Origin of the sequence: Streptomyces sp. G45 (assembly GCF_049542095.1) — a bacterium.
Classification (GTDB): domain Bacteria; phylum Actinomycetota; class Actinomycetes; order Streptomycetales; family Streptomycetaceae; genus Streptomyces.
Map to the genome: position 1 here is coordinate 4,258,618 of NZ_JBMUZU010000001.1, position 18,507 is coordinate 4,277,124.

The window sequence follows — 18,507 nt, forward strand, 5'->3', positions numbered from 1 at the left end:
TGGAGGACCGGGTGGGCGTCACGCCGCGCCGCCGGTCCCGATGTGCTGGGTGAACTCGTCGTGCCCCGGCCAGACCAGCACCAACTCGCCGTCCTCCAGGCGGGCTTCGGCCACCACGGGCGTCAGGTCGCGGCCGGGCGCGGCGGCGAGGGCGGCGGCGGCCGTGGCGTACGGCGCGAGCTGGCGCAGGGTCGCGATGGTGGGCGGCATCATGCCGAGTTCGCCGCGGTCGTAGCGGGCCGCGGCCGCGGCGGGGCGCAGCCACACCGTGCGGTCGGCCTCCGTGGAGACGTCGCGGGTGCGCTGGCCCTCGGGCAGGGCGGCCACGAAGAAGCAGGTGTCGTAGCGGCGCGGCTCGAACTCCGGGGTGATCCAGCGCGCCCAGGCGCCCAGCAGGTCGCTGCGGAGCACCAGGCCGCGGCGGTCGAGGAACTCGGCGAAGGACAGCTCTCGGGCCACCAGCGCCTCCCGGTCGGCCTCCCAGTCGTCGCCGGTGGTGTCGCCGACGACCGTGTCCGGTGAGGGGCCCGCGAGCAGCACTCCGGCCTCTTCGTACGTCTCCCGGACCGCGGCGCAGACCATCGCCTGGGCCGCGGACTCGTCGAGGCCGAGCCGGGCCGCCCACGCCGAGCGCGGCGGGCCCGCCCAGCGGACGTCCCGGTCGTCGTCGCGCGGGTCGACGCCGCCGCCGGGGTAGGCGTACGCGCCGCCCGCGAACGGCATCGACGTGCGGCGGCGCAGCATGTGCACCTCCGGGCCCGCGGCCGGGGTGTCCCGCAGGAGCATGACCGTCGCCGCGGGGCGGGGGCGCGCCGGGGTCAGCTCGCCCGCCGCGAGCGCGCGGACGCGGTCGAGCCACTCCGGGTGGTACCACTGCCCATCTGCCATGGGCGGAGGCTATCGGGTGTGCTGCGGATGTTCGAGAGGCCGTCGCTGGCGTCCCGCCTTGCTCTGGCGTTCCGCGACCCTCTGGCGTCCTGGCTTGCTTTGGAGCCCCGCCTTGCTTTGGAGTCCCGTCCTTCTCTGGCGCCCCGCCTTGAGCAGGGGCCCCGCCGGTGCCGCCGAGTGCCCCGGAGCCGCAGACGCCGACGGCGCGCGGCCCCCGCGAGGGGCGTCCACCCCTCGGTAGGGGGCAGCGGGTGGGCGGGCGGGCGAGGAGGCGGCGGCAGCCGCTACGCCGAGGTCAGCTCGACCTGGATCTCCACCTCCACCGGCGCGTCCAGCGGCAGCACAGCCACCCCCACCGCGCTACGGGCGTGCACCCCGGCGTCGCCCAGCGCCGCGCCGAGCAGTTCACTGGCGCCGTTGAGCACGCCGGGCTGCCCGGTGAAGTCCGGTGCCGAGGCCACGAAGCCGGTGACCTTCACAACGCGGGCGACCCGGTCGAGGTCCCCGGCGACGGACTTGACGGCCGCGAGGGCGTTGAGCGCGCACACCCGGGCGAGGTCCTTGGCCTCCTCCGGGGTGACCTCCGCGCCGACCTTGCCGGTGACGGGCAGCTTGCCGTCCACCATGGGCAACTGCCCGGCCGTGTACACGTACACCCCCGACTGCACGGCGGGCTGGTACGCCGCGAGCGGCGGGACGACCTCGGGCAGCGTGTGCCCCAGCTCCGCAAGCTTCGCCTCGACGGCCCCGCTCACGGCGCTCACGCCTGCTTCTCGCGCTTCAGGTAGGCGACGAGCTGCTCCGGGTTGGGGCCCGGGACGACCTGGACGAGCTCCCAGCCGTCCTCGCCCCAGGTGTCCAGGATCTGCTTCGTGGCGTGGACGAGCAGCGGCACCGTTGCGTATTCCCACTTGGTCATACGGCGACTGTAATGCCTGCCGCGACGCCCGCCGCCCAAGCCCTCACCGACCGTCCCGCGGCAGCCTCGTGCGTACTCGGCGAGGGGACTGGTTAGGCTCGAAGACGTGAGCAGGCTCCAGGTCGTCAGCGGCAAGGGCGGTACCGGCAAGACCACGGTCGCCGCGGCCCTCGCGCTCGCCCTCGCGACCGAGGGCAGGCGCACCCTCCTCGTGGAGGTCGAGGGCAGACAGGGCATCGCCCAGCTCTTCGAGACGGAGGCACTTCCGTACGAGGAGCGGAAGATCGCGGTCGCGCCCGGCGGCGGGGAGGTGCACGCCCTGGCGATCGACCCCGAGCTGGCCCTCCTGGACTACCTCCAGATGTTCTACAAACTGGGCAGCGCGGGCCGGGCCCTGAAGAAGCTCGGTGCCGTGGACTTCGCCACCACCATCGCGCCCGGCCTGCGGGACGTCCTGCTGACCGGCAAGGCCTGCGAGGCGGTGCGCCGCAAGGACAAGCGCGGCCGGTACGCGTACGACTACGTGGTCATGGACGCCCCGCCCACGGGCCGCATCACCCGCTTCCTGAACGTGAACGACGAGGTCGCCGGGCTCGCCAGGATCGGGCCGATACACAACCAGGCGCAGGCCGTCATGCGCGTACTCAAGTCCTCCGAGACGGCGGTGCACTTGGTGACGCTCCTTGAGGAGATGCCGGTCCAGGAGACCGCGGACGGCATCGCCGAGCTGCGCGCCGCGAACCTCCCGGTGGGCCGGGTCCTGGTGAACATGGTGCGCCCGGCGCTGCTCGACGAGGCCGCGCTCGACCTCGGCCTGCGCGCGGCGCCCCGCGCCGCCCTCGCCCGCTCCCTGGCGGCGGCGGGCCTCGGCGGTGCCAGGGGCGCCGAGCGGCTCGTGGACCCGCTCCTGGACCAGGCCGCCGAGTACGCCGAGCGGCACGCCCTGGAGGGTGCCCAGCGCGCCGTCCTCGCGGACCTGGGCCTGCCCCTGCACGAACTGCCGCTGCTGGCCGACGGACTGGACCTGGCGGGCCTGTACGAGCTGGCCGCGGAGCTGCGGCGGCAGGGCGTCTCGTGACAGCGGCCCCCATCCCGCCGACCCCCGCCCCGCCAACCCCCGCCCCGCCGACCCCCGCCCCGTCGGCCCGCGTCCCCTCTCGCTCCCTCGCCCCCTCGCGGAAGCCAAGGACACCATGAGCCTCGACCTGGCACGTGACCCGCTCGACGTCGACGCGCTGCTCGACGATCCGAAGACCCGCATCGTGGTGTGCTGCGGCTCGGGGGGCGTGGGCAAGACCACGACGGCGGCGGCGCTCGGCCTGCGCGCCGCCGAACGCGGGCGCACGGTCGTCGTGTTGACCATCGACCCGGCGCGCAGGCTGGCCCAGTCGATGGGGATCGACGCGCTGGACAACGTGCCGAGGCGGGTGGAGGACGTCAAGGGCGAGGGCGAGCTGTTCGCCATGATGCTCGACATGAAGCGCACCTTCGACGAGATCGTCGAGGCGCACGCGGACGCCGACCGGGCCAGGGCGATCCTCGACAACCCCTTCTACCAGTCGCTTTCGGCGGGCTTCGCGGGCACGCAGGAGTACATGGCGATGGAGAAGCTGGGCCAGTTGCGCTCGCGCGACGAGTGGGACCTCATCGTCGTGGACACCCCGCCGTCGCGCTCGGCGCTCGACTTCCTGGACGCGCCCAAGCGCCTCGGGTCGTTCCTGGACGGGAAGTTGATCCGGCTGCTCATGGCCCCGGCGAAGGTCGGCGGCCGGGCCGGGATGAAGTTCCTGAACGTCGGCATGTCGATGATGACGGGTGCCCTGGGAAAGCTGCTCGGGGGCCCGCTGCTGCGGGACGTGCAGACGTTCGTGGCGGCGATGGACACGATGTTCGGCGGCTTCCGCACGCGCGCGGACGCCACCTACCGGCTGCTCCAGGCGCCGGGCACGGCGTTCCTGGTGGTGGCGTCGCCGGAGCGGGACGCACTGCGGGAGGCGGCGTACTTCGTGGAGCGGCTCGCGGCGGACCGCATGCCGCTGGCGGGTCTCGTGCTGAACCGGGTGCACGGCAGCGGCGCGGACGACCTGTCGGCCGAGCGGGCGCTCGCGGCGGCGGAAAATCTTGAGGAGCGCCGCATTGTGGATCAGGAGGGCGGGAAGGTTGGACTGCGTGGCCCCGCAGAGGCTCCCGACTCTCCCGGGGCTCCCCGCAGTTCTTACGGCGCAGATGGCTCAGACGACGCAGATGGCTCAGACGGCCTAGACGGCCTAGACGGCCTAGACGGCCTCGACGGCTCAGAAGACGACAGTGACACCAGTAACGCCAGCGACAGTCCGGACGACGACGGCAGCGGCGGCAGCGGCGACGGCCCCCGTGACACCCCGCGTGAGGTCGACACCCCGCGTGAGGTCGCGGCGCCCTCGGAGTCCGCGGCGTCCCCCGACGCCGACGTGCCCGTCGAGCGCCTGACCGCGGGCCTGCTCCGGCTGCACGCGGAGCGGATGCGGCTGATCGCCCGCGAGCGGCACACGCGTGACCGTTTCACCGCGCTCCACCCGGAGGTCGCGGTGGCGGAGGTGCCCGCGCTGCCGGGCGATGTGCACGACCTGGCGGGGCTGCGCGCCATCGGCGACCGGCTCGCGGCGTCGGACGGCGGTCCGGCGGGGGCCGCCTAGCCCGGCCTCCCACCCTGCTCCCGACGGCGCCACGCCCCCCGTGGAGGGGTCCGCCCCGTCGGCGTTCGGCTCCTGGGACCGCCTCAGGGTCGGCGGCGTCCCGCGGAGCCGTACTCACGTACCCGTACTCGTCCGTACTCATCCGTACTCGCGCATGCCCCGGGGCCGCTCACGCACTCGGATCGCGAGTGCCGGACCCGGCATGGCGGTCGCGACGCACGCCCCACGTGATCGAGCGTGCCCCACGTGATCGAGTGTGATCGAACACGGTCGGACCTGACCCAGCGTCACGCATCGGCGTGTCGGCGTCATGCGCCCCACACCGACCTGGCTCGCCTGACCTGGCGTCACACCATCCGACCCCGACCCGATGTCACACCACCTGGCTCGGTGTCACACCCCGTGGGGATCAGCCCACGGCCGCGTAACTCTCGTCGACGAGGTACTGGTGGCGGGCGCCAGCCGTCTCCTCGCCGTCCAACTCCACGGGCAGCAGGCCCGCGCCGCGCTCGTACTCGGAGCGCGCTGTCTCAAGGAGCCGACGCCATGAGGTGACGGTGGGGCGTCGGCGCAGCAACGCACGCCGCTCCCGCTCCGTCATGCCGCCCCACACGCCGAACTCGACGCGGTTGTCCAGCGCGTCCGCGAGGCACTCGGTCCGCACCGGGCATCCGGTGCACACCGCCTTGGCCCTGTTCTGCGCTGCTCCTTGTACGAACAGTTCATCCGGATCGGTAGTGCGGCAGGCGGCCTGCGCACTCCAGTCGGTTACCCAGCCCATACCGGCGCCGTCCTCTCCCGAATCGAGGCTCCCCCACGGCGGCAGCGGCATATTCACCGCCGCCAGTTGAGGACGTTACGGAAGGTGGGCACAGCGCAACACCCCCTTCGGGCCCAATCTTGAATGGCCCGAACGGACTATGCGTAAGCGGCAGATCACCCGACGGAGTGAGCTGGCGACATGCGCGACCAACCCGGCAAATACGGGCAGTTCAGCGCGGGTCACGGCGGCCGCGGGCACGCGAGGGGGGAGCGCGTGACGGACGCGTGACGGACACGTGCGGGGTTCGGGAACGGCACTGGCACTGGTGCGGAACCGCACTGCTGTGACAGTTGGGTGCAGCTTAGGCCAAGGCATATACGCCTGTCCGGCGATTCAGAACGTAGGCTGCCCCCATGGGAAACAAGCGATCGGGCGGAGGGCTCTCCCCGCGCAGCAGGCCGCCAAGTTCCTGGGCGTCAGCGTGCTCGCGGGCGCGGTGCTCGCGGGCATCGCGCTGCCCGCCGTGGGGGCGCTCGGGCTCGCGGCCAAGGGCTCGGTCGAGGGTTTCGACGAGCTCCCGGCCAATCTGAAGCAGCCGCCGCTGAGCCAGCGCACCACCATCCTGGACTCCGCGGGCGGCCCCATCGCCACGGTGTACTCCCGTGACCGCACGGTGGTCCCGCTGGACCGCATCTCCCCGTACATGCAGAAGGCGATCGTCGCGATCGAGGACTCCCGCTTCTACGAGCACGGGGCGGTCGACCTCAAGGGCATCCTGCGCGCCCTCAACCAGAACGCGCAGAGCGGCGGCGTCTCCCAGGGCGCCTCGACGCTCACGCAGCAGTACGTGAAGAACGTCTTCGTGGAGGAGGCGGGCGACGACCCCGCGAAGGTCGCCGAGGCCACCCAGCAGACCCTCGGCCGCAAGATCCGCGAGCTGAAGTACGCGATCCAGGTCGAGGAGGAGCTGGGCAAGAAGCTGATCCTCCAGAACTACCTGAACATCACGTACTTCGGTCAGGCGGCGTACGGCGTCGAGGCCGCCTCCCAGCGGTACTTCTCCAAGCCCGCCAAGGACCTGAAGCTCCAGGAGGCCGCGCTGCTCGCGGGCATCGTGCAGTCCCCGAGCCGCTACGACCCGGTGAACGACGCCACGGAGGCCAAGCAGCGCCGCAACGTCGTACTCCAGCGCATGGCCGAGACCCACGACATCTCGCAGGCCGAGGCCGACCGCGCCAAGAAGACCCCGCTCGGCCTGGACGTGAGCCGCCCGAAGAACGGCTGCATCACGGCCGTGAAGGGCGCCGGGTTCTTCTGCAAGTACGTGGAGAAGGTCTTCAAGAGCGACCCGGCCTTCGGCAAGACCAAGGAGGCCCGCGCCAAGCTGTGGAACCGCGGCGGGCTGCGCATCAGGACGACCCTGGACCCGCAGACCCAGGAATCGGTGCAGGACTCGATCAAGGACCACGTCTACCGGACCGACGACGTCGCCACCGCCGCGACCATCGTCGAGCCCGGCACCGGCAAGATCCTCGGCATGGGCCAGTCCCGCCCCTTCGGCTACGGCAAGAACGAGACCGAGATCAACCTGTCCGTGGACAACGCGATGGGCGGCGGCGCGGGCTACCAGCCCGGTTCGACGTTCAAGCCGATCGTGGCGGCGGCCGCCCTGGAGCGCGGCATGTACGCGGGCAAGCGGTACTCGGCTCCGTACGAGATGCCCTACCCGGACCGGGTCGCGGCCTGTGACGGCAAGTGGTGGCGGAACGACCCCAACCAGCCCGCGAAGCTCACCAACGAGAACGAGTCCGAGGTCGGCCCCTACCGCCTGCGCGAGGCGACCGCGAAGTCGGTGAACACCTACTTCGTACAGATGATCGAGGACATCGGCATCTGCCCGGTCACGGAGATGGCCGAGAAGATGGGCGTCAAGCGGGCCAACGGCAAGCCGATGGACCAGGCCCCGTCGATCGCGCTCGGCACCCAGGAGGTGTCGCCGCTGACGATGGCCAGCGCGTACGCGACGTTCGCGGCGCGCGGCACGTACTGCACGCCCATCGCGATCGAATCCATCAGGACGGTCGCGGGCAAGTCCCTGCCGGTGCCGAAGTCGACCTGCTCGCGCGCGATGTCCGAGCGGACCGCCGACACCGTCAACACGCTCCTGAAGGGCGTCGTCGAGGACGGCACCGGCCAGCAGGCGGGCCTCGGCTCCCGCGCGAGCGCGGGCAAGACGGGTACGACGGACTTCCGGTACGCGGCCTGGTTCGCGGGCTACACGCCGAACATGTCCGGCGCGGTGTGGGTCGGCGACCCCGCCCACGAGCGCAAGATGATCGACATCACCATCGGCGGCCGCCCCTACGGCAAGGTCTTCGGCGGCGAGGTCCCCGGCCCGATCTGGCGCGACGCGATGCGCGGCGCGCTGGCGGGCAAGCCGGACCCCGGCTTCCACACCGTCCACGTCCCCGGCGACCGGGACCGCGACCGGGATTCCGGTGACGGTGACGGTGACGGTGACGGTGACGAGGGTGACGGGCGTCACGACGACGGGCGGCCGGGCGACGACGACGGCGACGGTGACCGCGGCGACCGGGGCAACGGCCGCGATCCGTGGCCGGGCATCTCGCTCCCGCCGGGGGTCATCGGCGGGAACGGGAATGGGAACGGGAACGGGAGCGGCCATGGCGGCGGTGGCGGCTGGAGCCGCCACTGACTGTCCGTACCGCTGCCCGTAGGGCATCCGAATGTCGTAGGTACGCAGATGGGGGCGCCCCCGAGCCGGACGCAGGGTTCCGGACTCGGGGGCGCCCCCATCTGCGTACCGGATCGGCGTCCCGGCAGGTGCCGGGCGGACGCCCGGAGCGGCGGCGGGCCGGGGGCTCAGCCGCCCGCGAGCAGCTTCTTCACGGCGGCGGCGACGCGGCCGCCCTCCGCCTGGCCCGCGACCTTCGGGTTCACGATCTTCATGACCTGACCCATGGCCTTCGGCCCCTCCGCGCCCGCGGCCTTCGCCTCGGCGACGGCCTCCGCGACGATCCGCTCCAGCTCGTCGTCCGAGAGCTGCTTGGGCAGGTACGCGGCGAGGACCTCGCCCTCGGCCTTCTCGCGCTCGGCCTGCTCGGCGCGGCCGCCCTGCGCGAAGGCCTCGGCGGCCTCCCGGCGCTTCTTCGCCTCGCGGGTGATCACCTTCTGCACCTCGTCGTCGGAGAGCTGGCGCTTCTCCTTGCCCGCGACCTCCTCCTTGGTCACGGCGGCGAGCGTCAGCCGGAGCGTCGAGGAGCGCAGCTCGTCGCGCTCCTTGATCGCGGCGTTGAGGTCGTCCTGAAGCTTCGACTTGAGCGTGGTCATGGGGCAATTGTGGCAGGTGGGCGGGGCCGGGTGCCCGCGCATTTCGGGCGGGCCGCCTCGGCGGGGCGGCCGGGGCGGCCCCGGCGGCCCCGCTGACGTGCCGCCGCGCCGGTCCTCAGGCGCCGGACGGACCGCGGGACGCCCATCCCCCGTCCCCCCGAACCGACTTGACGCCCCGGTCTGACACGATGGACACATGCGCGCGCGATACGCAGTACCCCTGGGAATCACGGCGACGGCCGCAGCCGGAATCGCCTACTCGGTCGGCATCGAGTCCCGCCTCTTCCGCCTCCGGCGAGTGACGGTGCCCGTACTGCCTCCCGGCATGAGACCGCTCCGCGTGCTCCAGGTCTCCGACATCCACATGGTGTCCGGCCAGCGCAAGAAGCAGCGCTGGCTGCGCTCGCTCGCGGGCCTGCGCCCGGACCTGGTGATCAACACCGGCGACAACCTCTCGGACCCCGAGGGCGTGCCGGAGGTCCTGGACTCGCTGGGCCCGCTGATGCAGTTCCCCGGGGCGTACGTCTTCGGCTCCAACGACTACTACGGCCCCAGGCCGCGCAACCCCGCCCGCTACCTGCTGGAGAAGGTCCAGGGCCGCCACGGCCTCAACGGCAACCCGCCCGTCGTGGGCGCCATCCACAACCCGTGGGAGGACCTGCGGGACGGCTTCGACTCCGCGGGCTGGGTGAACCTCACGAACACCCGGGGCAACCTCAAGATCGACGGCTACGAGATCGCGTTCACCGGCCTGGACGACCCGCACATCAAGCGGGACCGGTACGCGGCCGTGGCCGGGGGCCCCGACACCGCCGCCGACTTCTCCATGGGCATCGTCCACGCGCCGTACCTGCGCAGCCTGGACGCCTTCGCGGCGGACGGCTACCCGCTGATCCTCGCGGGCCACACCCACGGCGGCCAGGTGTGCGTCCCCTTCTACGGCGCGCTCGTCACCAACTGCGACCTGGACACGGACCGCGTGAAGGGCCTCTCCACGCACGAGGCCGGAGGCCACACCTCGTACCTCCACGTCTCCGCAGGCTGCGGCGCCAACCGCTACACCCCGTTCCGCTTCGCCTGCCCCCTGAGGCCACCCTCCTGACCCTCACGGAACGCACCGCCCGGCCCTGACCCGGCCCCCGCGGAAAACCGGATTTCGTCTCCGGCCGCCGGTCCGCTAAAGTAATCGATGTCGCCGCGACCTGCACAGCAGAGCTGACAGGCAGCGGAGCATCGACACCGGGGTGTGGCGCAGCTTGGCAGCGCGCTTCGTTCGGGACGAAGAGGTCGTGGGTTCAAATCCCGCCACCCCGACAGAGAAATACCAGGTCAGGGGCCTGATCCGCGCAGCGGGTCAGGCCCCTGAGTAGTTCCGGGGGCCATTTTGGGAGCCATGTGGGAGCCGACTTCGAGATCCGGCTCCCGGGGAGCCGCGGAGAGAGCCCCTGCGGAGGTCCCTCAAGCGGAGGTGATTCCGGTGGCCGTCAGGATCTCCGCGGCCGATGCGCTGTTGCCGTCCTGTACGGCCATGGCCATGGCGGCGCGCGCGGCGGTCGTGTCGATCTGCGGCGGGAGCATCAGGAAGGAGAAGATGTCCTGCCGCCCGCGGGTGATGAGCATCGTGTTGTCGTCGACGGCGGACCAGTCGATGCGGACCATGTGACCGTCGACGATCGCGTGGCGCGTGTGCACGTCCCAGGCGCTCGCGTCCAGGCCGATACGCGCGAGGGGGCCGAGGCGTTCGGTCAGCGCGCGGATCAGGCCGGGCAGCTGGGTTTCGAGGTCCCTGGATCGCGGCCACCACGCGCCGTCGAAGGTCCCGTCGCGGCGGGGCGTCGTCTCCATCCTCAGGACGGCCGTGCCGGGGGCCGCCTGATGGGCCTGGGTGTCCGCGAGGAGCATCGCGGGAGGCGTGGGGTCGGCGGTCATGGCGTGCCGCCCGCCGCGGAGGGCGGCAGCAGCCGCTGGGGGTACTGCTCAGCTGTGAGGCAACCCGCAGACAACACACGGCCGTTGACGGGCGCCCTCTTCGAACAAAGCGTGTTCATGATCATGGCGCGACCTCGCCCCAGGCGGACCCGGTCCGGTGACTCGCCGAGAGCGACACGGGCATCTGGGCCTGTGTACGCAGATCCCTCGGTGCTGCCAGCCTACTCCTGGCCGCTACCCCTGCCGGCAGGCACAGTCCCTCAACAGGGAACGGTCAGGCAGTCGTGGTTAGTTCTGCCGCAGGAGTACGCTCGGTAGTACCGAGAGCATTTCTTGACCGGCTTCCATGTCGGTATCTCTCTCGATTCGACAGCACCGGGCCGGGCACGACGGACCCGGGGACGGGTTGACACCATGACGGTGCTCACCGCACGACCCCCGCCAGCCACACCGATCACCAAGCCTTCCGGCTACCCGCCGTTGCGGCTCTCCCTCAAGCCTCCGGGCCCGCTCTCCGGACTGCTCGACGGCGCCTGGTGGCCGCGCTCCCGGGATCTCACTCGTGAACTTCCCGCTCTGACCGACCTGTTGGATCCGCTGTGGGGCCGCATCACGCGCGTCACGGTCAACCCGACGCACTGGCCAGTCGTACCGCGCAAGGTCCCCGTCAACGGCCACGTGGTCAAGGTGGGCTGGTACAAGGACGAACAGGACCCGCACCAACTCCTGGTGCTCTCCTACCACGTCGGGCGCTGGGACCTGCTGATCATTCCCCCGGAGACCGGGGCGGCTGCCGCCGGGCGTCTCATGGCCGCCGCCTGCGATCCTCTGATCGTCCGTACGGGCAGCGCTCTCCTCGCCGACGAACTGGACCGTTACCCCGTGGCCCCGACCGAGGCGGACCCGCCGGGCCGCACGCAGGCAGAGGCGTGGGAGGCGGAGGGCGGCGCCATGGCCGCGCCGCCCGTCGGCACGACCGGCGGGAGGTGACGGGCCATGGACACCGGCCTCACCGTCGCCGTCATCCTCGCGATGATCGCCCTGGGAGCATTCGTGATCCACCGTCTCAACGACCAGCAGGCCGGGCGGATCGCTCTGCGCCAGTACAGCCGTCGCCTCACCGGCCGTACCGGAACCCGCAGCCCTGCACGGCCGCCGTCCGACATTGCTCGTCCGCCCGCCGTCCGCGTCCGCCGCGACCACCGGGATGGAGGTCGCGGACGTCTCCGTCCACGGCGCAAGGTCAACAGGGCCACGAAGGGGCGTAGGGCATGACCGGGCGTACGGCGACGCAGCATGGCACGGCCGGGCCGAGCTCACAGGAGCAATCGGCCGGCGGGCGCGTCGAGGTCCGCATCATCGCGGCCGACCCCGACGCGGCCCGGCTGGTTGCACGGGCCCTGGGCCGGATCCTCGTCTGCGACGAGCCCCGCAGCTACCCTGCGGGCGGCGAGGGATGCGGCACCCGCCTCCACCTGACGGTGGACACCCTGCGCACCCGAGAGCCGGAACCGGCACCCAGGTCCTGGCTTGCCGACAGCCGCTCACAGACACAGCGCACCCACGTCGACGAAACGACCTGACCTCTGGGTCGCCCCTCGCGCACCCGCTGGCCCCGGACCCCGGCCCGCCCCCTCCGGACCGAGGTCAAGGAGCCTTGCATGTCCCCCAGTACCACCCGTTCCCAAGTCCCCGCCCCGCCGCACGCCCTCACCACATCCCACACGTACGACGGGACGGCCCCGTTCCCCGCCGAGGACCCGCCGCCTCCACGCGGCCCCGGCGACCGCCTGTACGTGACCGTGACGGCGACGATCGTCGTGCTCCCGTTCCTGGCACTCGGCCTGGCCGCCTGGCTGCTGTGGGGCAGTCTCATCCGCCCCGCCGATGTCCTGCTCGCCCTCGTCCTCTATACGCTCACCGGCCTGGGCGTCACGGTCGGCTTCCACCGCGGTCTCACCCACGGCGGGTACCGGGCCGCCCGGCCCGTGCGGATCGTGCTCGCGGTGGCCGGGTCGATGAGCTTCCAGGGCGACGTCATCGGCTGGGTCGCCACCCACCGCCGCCACCACGCCTTCACCGACCGCCCCGGCGACCCGCACTCCCCCTACCGCTACGGCACCCACCTGCGCGGCCAGCTGCGCGGCCTGGCCCACTCCCACGTCGGCTGGCTGTTCCGCAACGACCCCACTCCCGCCGAGCGCTACGCCCCCGACCTGCTGGCCGACCGCGACATCCGCGCCGTCTCGCGGGCCTTCCCGGCCCTGTGCGTCCTGACCCTGGCCCTCCCCTTCGCCCTCGGCTGGGCGATCGGCGGCACCTGGGTACACGCCACCACCGCCCTGGTGTGGGCGGGCCTGGTGCGCATCGCGCTGCTCCACCACGTGACCTGGAGCGTCAACTCCCTGTGCCATGTGATCGGCCGACGCCCCTTCCGCACCCGGCGCCACGACCGCGCCACCAACCTGTGGCCGCTGGCCCTGCTCTCCTTCGGCGAGAGCTGGCACAACCTGCACCACGCCGACCCCACCAGCGCCCGCCACGGCGTGGACCGCGGCCAGATCGACCCCTCCGCCGCCGTCATCCGCCTCCTCGAACGCCTCGGCTGGGTGCACGACGTCCGCTGGCCCACCCCGGACCGCCTCGCCACCCGCCGCTCATGAACGCACTGCGCAAACCGCCCCCTCGCCCCGAACAGGAGCCCCCATGACCTCAACCGCACACCCCCCAGACCTCCCCCTTCCGGTTCAACCTGCCGTGCGTCTGCGCGTGATGCCCCGCGAAGCGATCCCGCGCCGCATCGACGGCGCCTGGTGGCCCCGCTCCCGAGACCTGATGGCCGAACTTCCGCCGCTCTTGGCAGCCTTGCCACCGTCCTGGGGACACATCGCCGCCGTCAGCGTGCACGCGTCGATGTGGGCCACCGCGCCCGGCCGCGTACTCATCGCCAACCGAGTCGTACGCCTGCACAAAACGTCCGGCGCGCACGGCCGCCACAGCATCTGCCTGCTCACCCCGGGCCGTGGCCGATGGGACCTCCTCGTCGTGCCACCGGAGATCGACCAAGCGGACGCCGAACCGCTCATGGCATCCGCCGTGGCGAAGTAACCGCCATGGCCACAGCCCTGCCCACCATCACCCTGCCCCTCGTCACCATGGCGGTACACATGCACAACTGCGCGTTCCTGTTGATCGACACACCGGCGAGCCGCACCGGGGGCGCGCCCACCGCGCGGCGGCCCGCGCCCCTGTCGTCGGCAGGTGCGCGATGACGGCCGCCGGCTCCGGACCGGGCCACGAGCGCTCCACCCTGGACGCGGTGCGCCTGCGCTGCCTGAACCGCTGGCAGGCCGAGACGCTCCGGGAGGACCTGGCGGATCTGTACGTCGAGTCTTCCGACGCCGCGACCGGCGAGACGTACCGCCGCAGGGAGGACTTCCTACGGCGCCTCGCGGACTCCGTACGACGCCCGGGCTTCTCGATGCTGCTCGCCGAGACGACCACCCTGGCGGGCTGTGCCTTCGGCTTCCCCATCGCACGCGACGGGACCTGGTGGCTGGGCTTCGAGGGCGACCTCCCCAAGTCCGTCGAGCAACTGACCTCCTCCGGGCACGCCTTCGCCGTCACGGAGATCGTGGTCCACCCGCACGAGCGCACAGCCGGTCTCGCCCGGCTGCTGCAAACGCGGCTGCTCGCCGACCACCACGCCTCACTCGGCGCCACCTTGGTGGACCAGGCTGATCGTACGGTCCACGCCGCCTTCCAGACGTGGGGGTGGGAGGACATCGGACAGGTCCGCAGGCCCTCCGACCCCGCGGTGCTGCGCGCCCTGGTCCTTCCCCTGGGAGAACGCGCGGCGGGCCGTCCGGACGGCCTCGCGCACAACGCCCGTACACAGCGCCCCGAGTAACCGGAACGAGCCCCGCAGGACGGGGGAGCGATCCAGATGACGGACAGGACGGGAAGCATGGAGTCGCCCCCCGAGCGGGATCAGGATCGGGAGGCGCGGCGTGTCGAGGCGGTACGCCGCTACGACGTCCTGGGCACCCCGCCGGACGGGGCGTTCGACCGGATCGCCGCGCTGGCCGCGCGTCTCTTCGGGGCGCCGATGGCGAGGGTGACGATCGTCGACACCGACCGGGTCTGGTTCAAGGCCGCGTACGGGCTCGCCGGTGTCACCCAGGCCGGCCGGGATGCCTGCCTGAGCACCTCGGTCGTCCTCTCCGACGCCCCCTTGGTCATCCGCGACACCCATCGCTCCCCTCTCGCCCGCGCGCACCCGATGGTGACCGGCCCGGCCGGCGTCCGTTTCTACGCTGCCGCCCCCATCACCACCCCAGACGGCCACCGCCTCGGCGCGGTCGACGTCCTGGACATCCGGCCCCGCCGGATCCCACCCGAGCGGGCCGCCGCCCTGACCGACCTGGCAGCGCTAGTCATGGACCAGCTGGAGCTGCGCCTCTCCGCGCTGCGGGTGCTGCGCAGGGAACGCGAACTCCTCCAGGCCGCACACGCGGCGCGCGACCGGGCCGAACGGGACCGGGCCAGGGCCGCCGAGTTCGCCGCGGCCCTGCAGAACACGCTGCTGCCGCCGGCCCTGCCCCAGGTCCCGGGCCTGCAGGCGGCCTGCCACTACACCACCGCCTCCGTCCACGACATCGGCGGCGACTTCTACGACGTCTTTCCCCTCGGCGCCGACCGGTGGGCGTTCTGCCTCGGTGACGTGAGCGGCAGAGGCACGACGGCGGCCTCCCTCACCTCGCTGATCCGCCACACCCTGCGTGCCACGGCGCCGCTGGAGACCGACCCGCGCACCGTCCTGGAGACGCTGAACAGGGCCCTGTTGGCGGATCGGGCCGCCGACGTCCACCTGTGCACACTGGTCCTCGGCACCCTGGTTCCCGACCCCGCGGGCGGGTTCGCCATCACCCTGACCGGGGGCGGCCACCCTCCCACGTACCACCTACGCCCGGCACGCCGGGGACGGCGGCCCCGTGCGGAACCGGTGGAACTGACCGGCGGCATGCTCCTCGGCGCACTCGCCGAGGCACCGTTCGCCTCCCGGACACTGCACCTGGCACCGGGCGAGGCGCTCCTGCTCTACAGCGACGGCCTCATCGCGTCCCGAACCTCCCACGGCGCCCGATTCGACGAGGAGAGCCTGGCCGCGCACCTCACCCACCACGCGGCCACCAGCACGGCCCCCGGCGCGGCCGCGATCATCGACGACCTCACCACTCTCCTCGCCACCTTCCCCGACGGCCCGGCGGACGACGTGGCCCTCCTGGCCCTCAGCGCGACGCCCCTGGAAGCCAACGGGACACCCATCGGCGCATCGGGCACCACCCACACCAGCGTCCCCCTCGCCGCCGCGAGAGCCACCAGGACACTAGAAGCACGCTCACCGCTGACATGAGCCAGGTCGCGAGACGGACGTCGAGTGCTGCCTCCAGCCCCTCGGTCGGTCCGGTCCCGCGACTGGACCGGTGTACCGGAGAACCGCGAACAGCGTGGAGGGAGCCCCCGGCCGCTTTCCGGCTACGCCGGGGCGGCACTTTCACAGGACACTGGTCACGGCACGCGAGGGGGACGAGACTAGGTGGCAGCGGGAGACGGCATCCTGTGGGAAGGTGTCCCCGGATCACTCTTGGAGGTGGGTGGGGCATGCCTGAACTGCCACGTGAGGAGCAGTTGGCGTCGGCATTCGTCGACCTGGCCGACACCTTGGTGCAGGACTTCGACGTCATCGGCTTCCTGCACACGCTCGCCGAGCACTGCGTGCACCTGTTGGACGTCGCCGCGGCCGGAGTCATGCTCGCCACTCCCGGCGGTCGGCTGGTGGACGCCGCCGCCTCAGATGAGCGCACCCGCCGGCTGGAACTGGCCAGCATCGAGTGGGACGAGGGCCCCTGCCGTGACTGCTTCCGGACCAGGGAACAGGTGCCTGACGTACCGCTGGCCACGCGGGCGGCCACGATGCGCTGGCCCCGGTTCGCGCCGCGGGCCGTGGAGCTCGGCTTCACCTCGGTCGTGGCGGCCCCGCTCCGGCTGCACCACCAGGTGATCGGAGCCCTGAACCTCTTCCGGGACCAGCCAGGCCCCCTGGACGACTCCCAGGTGAAGCTGGGACAGGCGCTCGCCGATACCGCCACCATCGGCGTCCTGCAGCAGCGGGCGGTGAGTGAGCAGATGACAGTGACCGCACAGCTACAGGCCGCCCTGGACAGCCGCGTCATCATCGAGCAGGCCAAGGGCTATCTGGCGAACCGCCGCGCCATCGGTGTCGAGGAGGCGTTCACCCTCATGCGGCGCTACGCTCGCGATCACCAGACACGGCTCACCGAGATCGCCCGCCAAGTCCTGCAAGGCACGGCCGACGCCTCTCTCCTCACGCGGCGCGATCGGTGAAGCGTCGGCCCATCGGTGCTGGCTGGTGGGCCGACTGCCGGATGATCTGCACTGTGTCCGAAAGGGGGCGGCTTCGGTGATTCATCCGGTGATGGCTGACTACCTGCGCACCCTCAGCTCCCACACCGGCCCCGGTCTGGCACCGCTGCCGCTCGCGGCCTGCGCCGACATGCTGGGCCTGGACGGTCTCGCCCTGCTCCTGGCGCCCGGCGGCAACCCGGCCGAACTGGTGCAGTCCTACGGCGAACGCACCCTCGCGCTGGAAGACCTGCAACAGGTCCAGGGCCAGGGCCCGAGCCTGGACACCGCCGGCCACGGGGCCCTGATGCTGCTGCCCGACGTGACCGACACCGCCACGTTCGCCACCGACCGCTGGCCCGGCCTGCCGGGCGCCATCGAGGCGCTGGGCGTACGCGCGGTGTTCTCCTTCCCGCTGCGCATCGGGGTCATCGCGCTCGGCGCGCTCACCGGCCACCGCACCCGGCCAGGACCGATGTCCACCGACCAGCTCACCGACGCGTTCGGTCTGGCCGACACCATCGCTCAGGTCACCATCGCCACCGCCACCCGGGCGGAGCTTCCCCACACTCCGCTGCTCGACGAGCCCGGCCTGCACTTCGCCGAGGTCCACCAGGCCACCGGCATGCTCGCGGACCAACTGGACACCGACTGCGACCACGCCCTGATCCGCCTGCGCGGCCACGCCTTCAGCCACGACCGGCCCCTGCTGGACGTCGCCCGCGACGTACTGGCCCGCCGACTACGCCTGGACGACAACGGAGACGGCGAACCCAGACCTGTCCCATGACAGCGCCCCGCCGAGAAGCCCGCCGTCAGGTGCCCAGCCCGTCGCCCTGTAGCAGCGGAGCCTTCACGTCCGCAGCCTTTCGGCACAACCGGTCAGCAGGCCGGCACAGCCCGCTACTCTGAATTGCCGACCCAGATCCCGTTGGTATCCGGTCCCCACGCACATCTGCCCCGGAGAAGAGGGTCGCCATGACCCCGCCCCCGTCAGTGATCTGTGTCAAGGAAGTCCGCCCCCACGGAGACTGCACCCTGGTGGTCCTGTGCGGCGAAATCGACATCCACACAGCCCCCGGCATCATCGAATTCCTCGACGGCCTCACCCACGCCAATGACACCGACCTGCTGATCGATCTGCGCCCCGTCGACTTCATGGACTGCGCCGGCGTACGACTTCTCAACCGCGCCCGAGCCAGGTCCAGCAGCCCACACGGACGCCTACGCCTCATCTGCACCGGTCACGCAACCCTCCACCTGCTCCGCCATCCACAGCTGCGCCTGGACTTCGAGATCCTGAGCGAGCTGCCCGCACCCGTACCACCGCAGGCTGCGGCCTGACCGACGCGAAATCCCCCTGGGCTCACCGCCCCAGCGCGGCTAGGCTCACCAAGCGGCCCCAGTCCCCGGTCGACTGTGCGCCTCCCGTCCGCTGCGTCTTCAGGGGTACTCAGCGGACCGGTCGAGGCAACCCGGCCGCGGCCCCATGGGGAGTGGGTCCGCAGGCCGGGCGCATGGCAGTCCCCACGGTGTCTCCTGGGCTCCGCCTCCAC

19 protein-coding genes, 1 tRNA gene and 2 pseudogenes are annotated in these 18,507 nt (G+C 72.0%); 16 read left to right on the forward strand and 6 right to left on the reverse strand.

The features are described 5' to 3' along the window. Positions 1–18: 18 nt before the first annotated feature. The 3 genes from ACOBQU_RS17490 to ACOBQU_RS17500 all read right to left on the reverse strand — a co-directional run bounded on the left by ACOBQU_RS17490 (position 19) and on the right by ACOBQU_RS17500 (position 1,807). Entirely contained in the window at positions 19–888 is an 870-nt protein-coding gene (locus tag ACOBQU_RS17490; protein WP_423628051.1) for an NUDIX hydrolase, read from the reverse strand. Positions 889–1,172: 284 nt separating this feature from the next. After that, the gene (locus tag ACOBQU_RS17495) at positions 1,173–1,643 is read right to left on the reverse strand and encodes a RidA family protein (RefSeq protein WP_423634560.1); all 471 of its coding nucleotides are present in this window, start codon (positions 1,641–1,643) and stop codon (positions 1,173–1,175) included. A 5-nt stretch (positions 1,644–1,648) separates the two neighbouring features. Beyond that, complete coding sequence (locus ACOBQU_RS17500; protein ID WP_009189813.1) at positions 1,649–1,807, reverse strand: DUF4177 domain-containing protein; 159 nt, start codon at positions 1,805–1,807, stop codon at positions 1,649–1,651. A gap of 106 nt (positions 1,808–1,913) precedes the next feature. On the opposite strand from ACOBQU_RS17500, the gene ACOBQU_RS17505 reads away from it, so the two are divergent. Next, the gene (locus tag ACOBQU_RS17505) at positions 1,914–2,885 is read left to right on the forward strand and encodes an ArsA family ATPase (protein WP_423628053.1); all 972 of its coding nucleotides are present in this window, start codon (positions 1,914–1,916) and stop codon (positions 2,883–2,885) included. Between the two features lie 115 nt (positions 2,886–3,000). Next, positions 3,001–4,482 (forward strand): ArsA family ATPase, encoded by a 1,482-nt coding sequence (locus ACOBQU_RS17510; RefSeq protein WP_423628055.1) that lies wholly within the window; start codon positions 3,001–3,003, stop codon positions 4,480–4,482. A gap of 409 nt (positions 4,483–4,891) precedes the next feature. On the opposite strand, the gene ACOBQU_RS17515 is transcribed toward ACOBQU_RS17510, so the two are convergent. After that, complete coding sequence (locus tag ACOBQU_RS17515; protein ID WP_423628057.1) at positions 4,892–5,263, reverse strand: WhiB family transcriptional regulator; 372 nt, start codon at positions 5,261–5,263, stop codon at positions 4,892–4,894. A gap of 395 nt (positions 5,264–5,658) precedes the next feature. Here ACOBQU_RS17515 and ACOBQU_RS17520 point away from each other — a divergent pair. Next, positions 5,659–7,961: pseudogene (locus tag ACOBQU_RS17520) on the forward strand (transglycosylase domain-containing protein). Positions 7,962–8,128: 167 nt separating this feature from the next. On the opposite strand, the gene ACOBQU_RS17525 reads toward ACOBQU_RS17520, so the two are convergent. After that, on the reverse strand, positions 8,129–8,596 hold the full coding sequence (locus tag ACOBQU_RS17525) for a GatB/YqeY domain-containing protein (RefSeq protein ID WP_423628059.1): 468 nt from the start codon (positions 8,594–8,596) through the stop codon (positions 8,129–8,131). A gap of 196 nt (positions 8,597–8,792) precedes the next feature. Here ACOBQU_RS17525 and ACOBQU_RS17530 point away from each other — a divergent pair. Further along, positions 8,793–9,727, forward strand: a pseudogene (locus ACOBQU_RS17530) (metallophosphoesterase). A 109-nt stretch (positions 9,728–9,836) separates the two neighbouring features. Then, positions 9,837–9,910, forward strand: a tRNA-Pro gene (locus ACOBQU_RS17535). 144 nt (positions 9,911–10,054) lie between these two features. On the opposite strand, the gene ACOBQU_RS17540 is transcribed toward ACOBQU_RS17535, so the two are convergent. Continuing rightward, positions 10,055–10,525 carry a DUF5994 family protein gene (locus ACOBQU_RS17540; protein ID WP_423628061.1) on the reverse strand — a complete coding sequence of 157 codons (471 nt, stop codon included), beginning with the start codon at positions 10,523–10,525 and terminating at the stop codon, positions 10,055–10,057. A gap of 414 nt (positions 10,526–10,939) precedes the next feature. Here ACOBQU_RS17540 and ACOBQU_RS17545 point away from each other — a divergent pair, with 414 nt between their 5' ends. From ACOBQU_RS17545 to ACOBQU_RS17595, 11 genes are all read left to right on the forward strand, one after another. Then, positions 10,940–11,515 carry a DUF5994 family protein gene (locus ACOBQU_RS17545; protein WP_423628062.1) on the forward strand — a complete coding sequence of 192 codons (576 nt, stop codon included), beginning with the start codon at positions 10,940–10,942 and terminating at the stop codon, positions 11,513–11,515. Between the two features lie 6 nt (positions 11,516–11,521). Continuing rightward, complete coding sequence (locus ACOBQU_RS17550) at positions 11,522–11,800, forward strand: hypothetical protein (protein WP_423628064.1); 279 nt, start codon at positions 11,522–11,524, stop codon at positions 11,798–11,800. Beyond that, positions 11,797–12,108, forward strand: coding sequence for a hypothetical protein (locus tag ACOBQU_RS17555; RefSeq protein WP_423628065.1), 312 nt, complete (start codon positions 11,797–11,799; stop codon positions 12,106–12,108). Before ACOBQU_RS17550 ends, ACOBQU_RS17555 begins: the two co-directional genes overlap by 4 nt. A 78-nt stretch (positions 12,109–12,186) precedes the next feature. Continuing rightward, positions 12,187–13,188 carry an acyl-CoA desaturase gene (locus tag ACOBQU_RS17560; RefSeq protein WP_423628067.1) on the forward strand — a complete coding sequence of 334 codons (1,002 nt, stop codon included), beginning with the start codon at positions 12,187–12,189 and terminating at the stop codon, positions 13,186–13,188. 109 nt (positions 13,189–13,297) lie between these two features. Further along, positions 13,298–13,633: a DUF5994 family protein gene (locus ACOBQU_RS17565; protein ID WP_423628069.1), complete on the forward strand. Its 336-nt coding sequence runs from the start codon at positions 13,298–13,300 to the stop codon at positions 13,631–13,633. A gap of 5 nt (positions 13,634–13,638) precedes the next feature. After that, positions 13,639–13,797, forward strand: a complete 159-nt coding sequence (locus ACOBQU_RS17570; RefSeq protein ID WP_423628071.1) for a hypothetical protein — start codon at positions 13,639–13,641, stop codon at positions 13,795–13,797. Further along, positions 13,794–14,435 (forward strand): hypothetical protein, encoded by a 642-nt coding sequence (locus tag ACOBQU_RS17575; protein WP_423628073.1) that lies wholly within the window; start codon positions 13,794–13,796, stop codon positions 14,433–14,435. The genes ACOBQU_RS17570 and ACOBQU_RS17575 overlap by 4 nt, the downstream gene beginning before the upstream one ends. A 57-nt stretch (positions 14,436–14,492) precedes the next feature. Beyond that, positions 14,493–15,941: a PP2C family protein-serine/threonine phosphatase gene (locus tag ACOBQU_RS17580; protein ID WP_423628075.1), complete on the forward strand. Its 1,449-nt coding sequence runs from the start codon at positions 14,493–14,495 to the stop codon at positions 15,939–15,941. A 248-nt stretch (positions 15,942–16,189) separates the two neighbouring features. Beyond that, complete coding sequence (locus tag ACOBQU_RS17585) at positions 16,190–16,933, forward strand: GAF and ANTAR domain-containing protein (protein WP_423628077.1); 744 nt, start codon at positions 16,190–16,192, stop codon at positions 16,931–16,933. 91 nt (positions 16,934–17,024) lie between these two features. After that, positions 17,025–17,741 (forward strand): ANTAR domain-containing protein, encoded by a 717-nt coding sequence (locus tag ACOBQU_RS17590; RefSeq protein WP_423628079.1) that lies wholly within the window; start codon positions 17,025–17,027, stop codon positions 17,739–17,741. Positions 17,742–17,929: 188 nt separating this feature from the next. Further along, on the forward strand, positions 17,930–18,295 hold the full coding sequence (locus ACOBQU_RS17595) for an STAS domain-containing protein (protein ID WP_423628081.1): 366 nt from the start codon (positions 17,930–17,932) through the stop codon (positions 18,293–18,295). Positions 18,296–18,507: the final 212 nt, after the last annotated feature.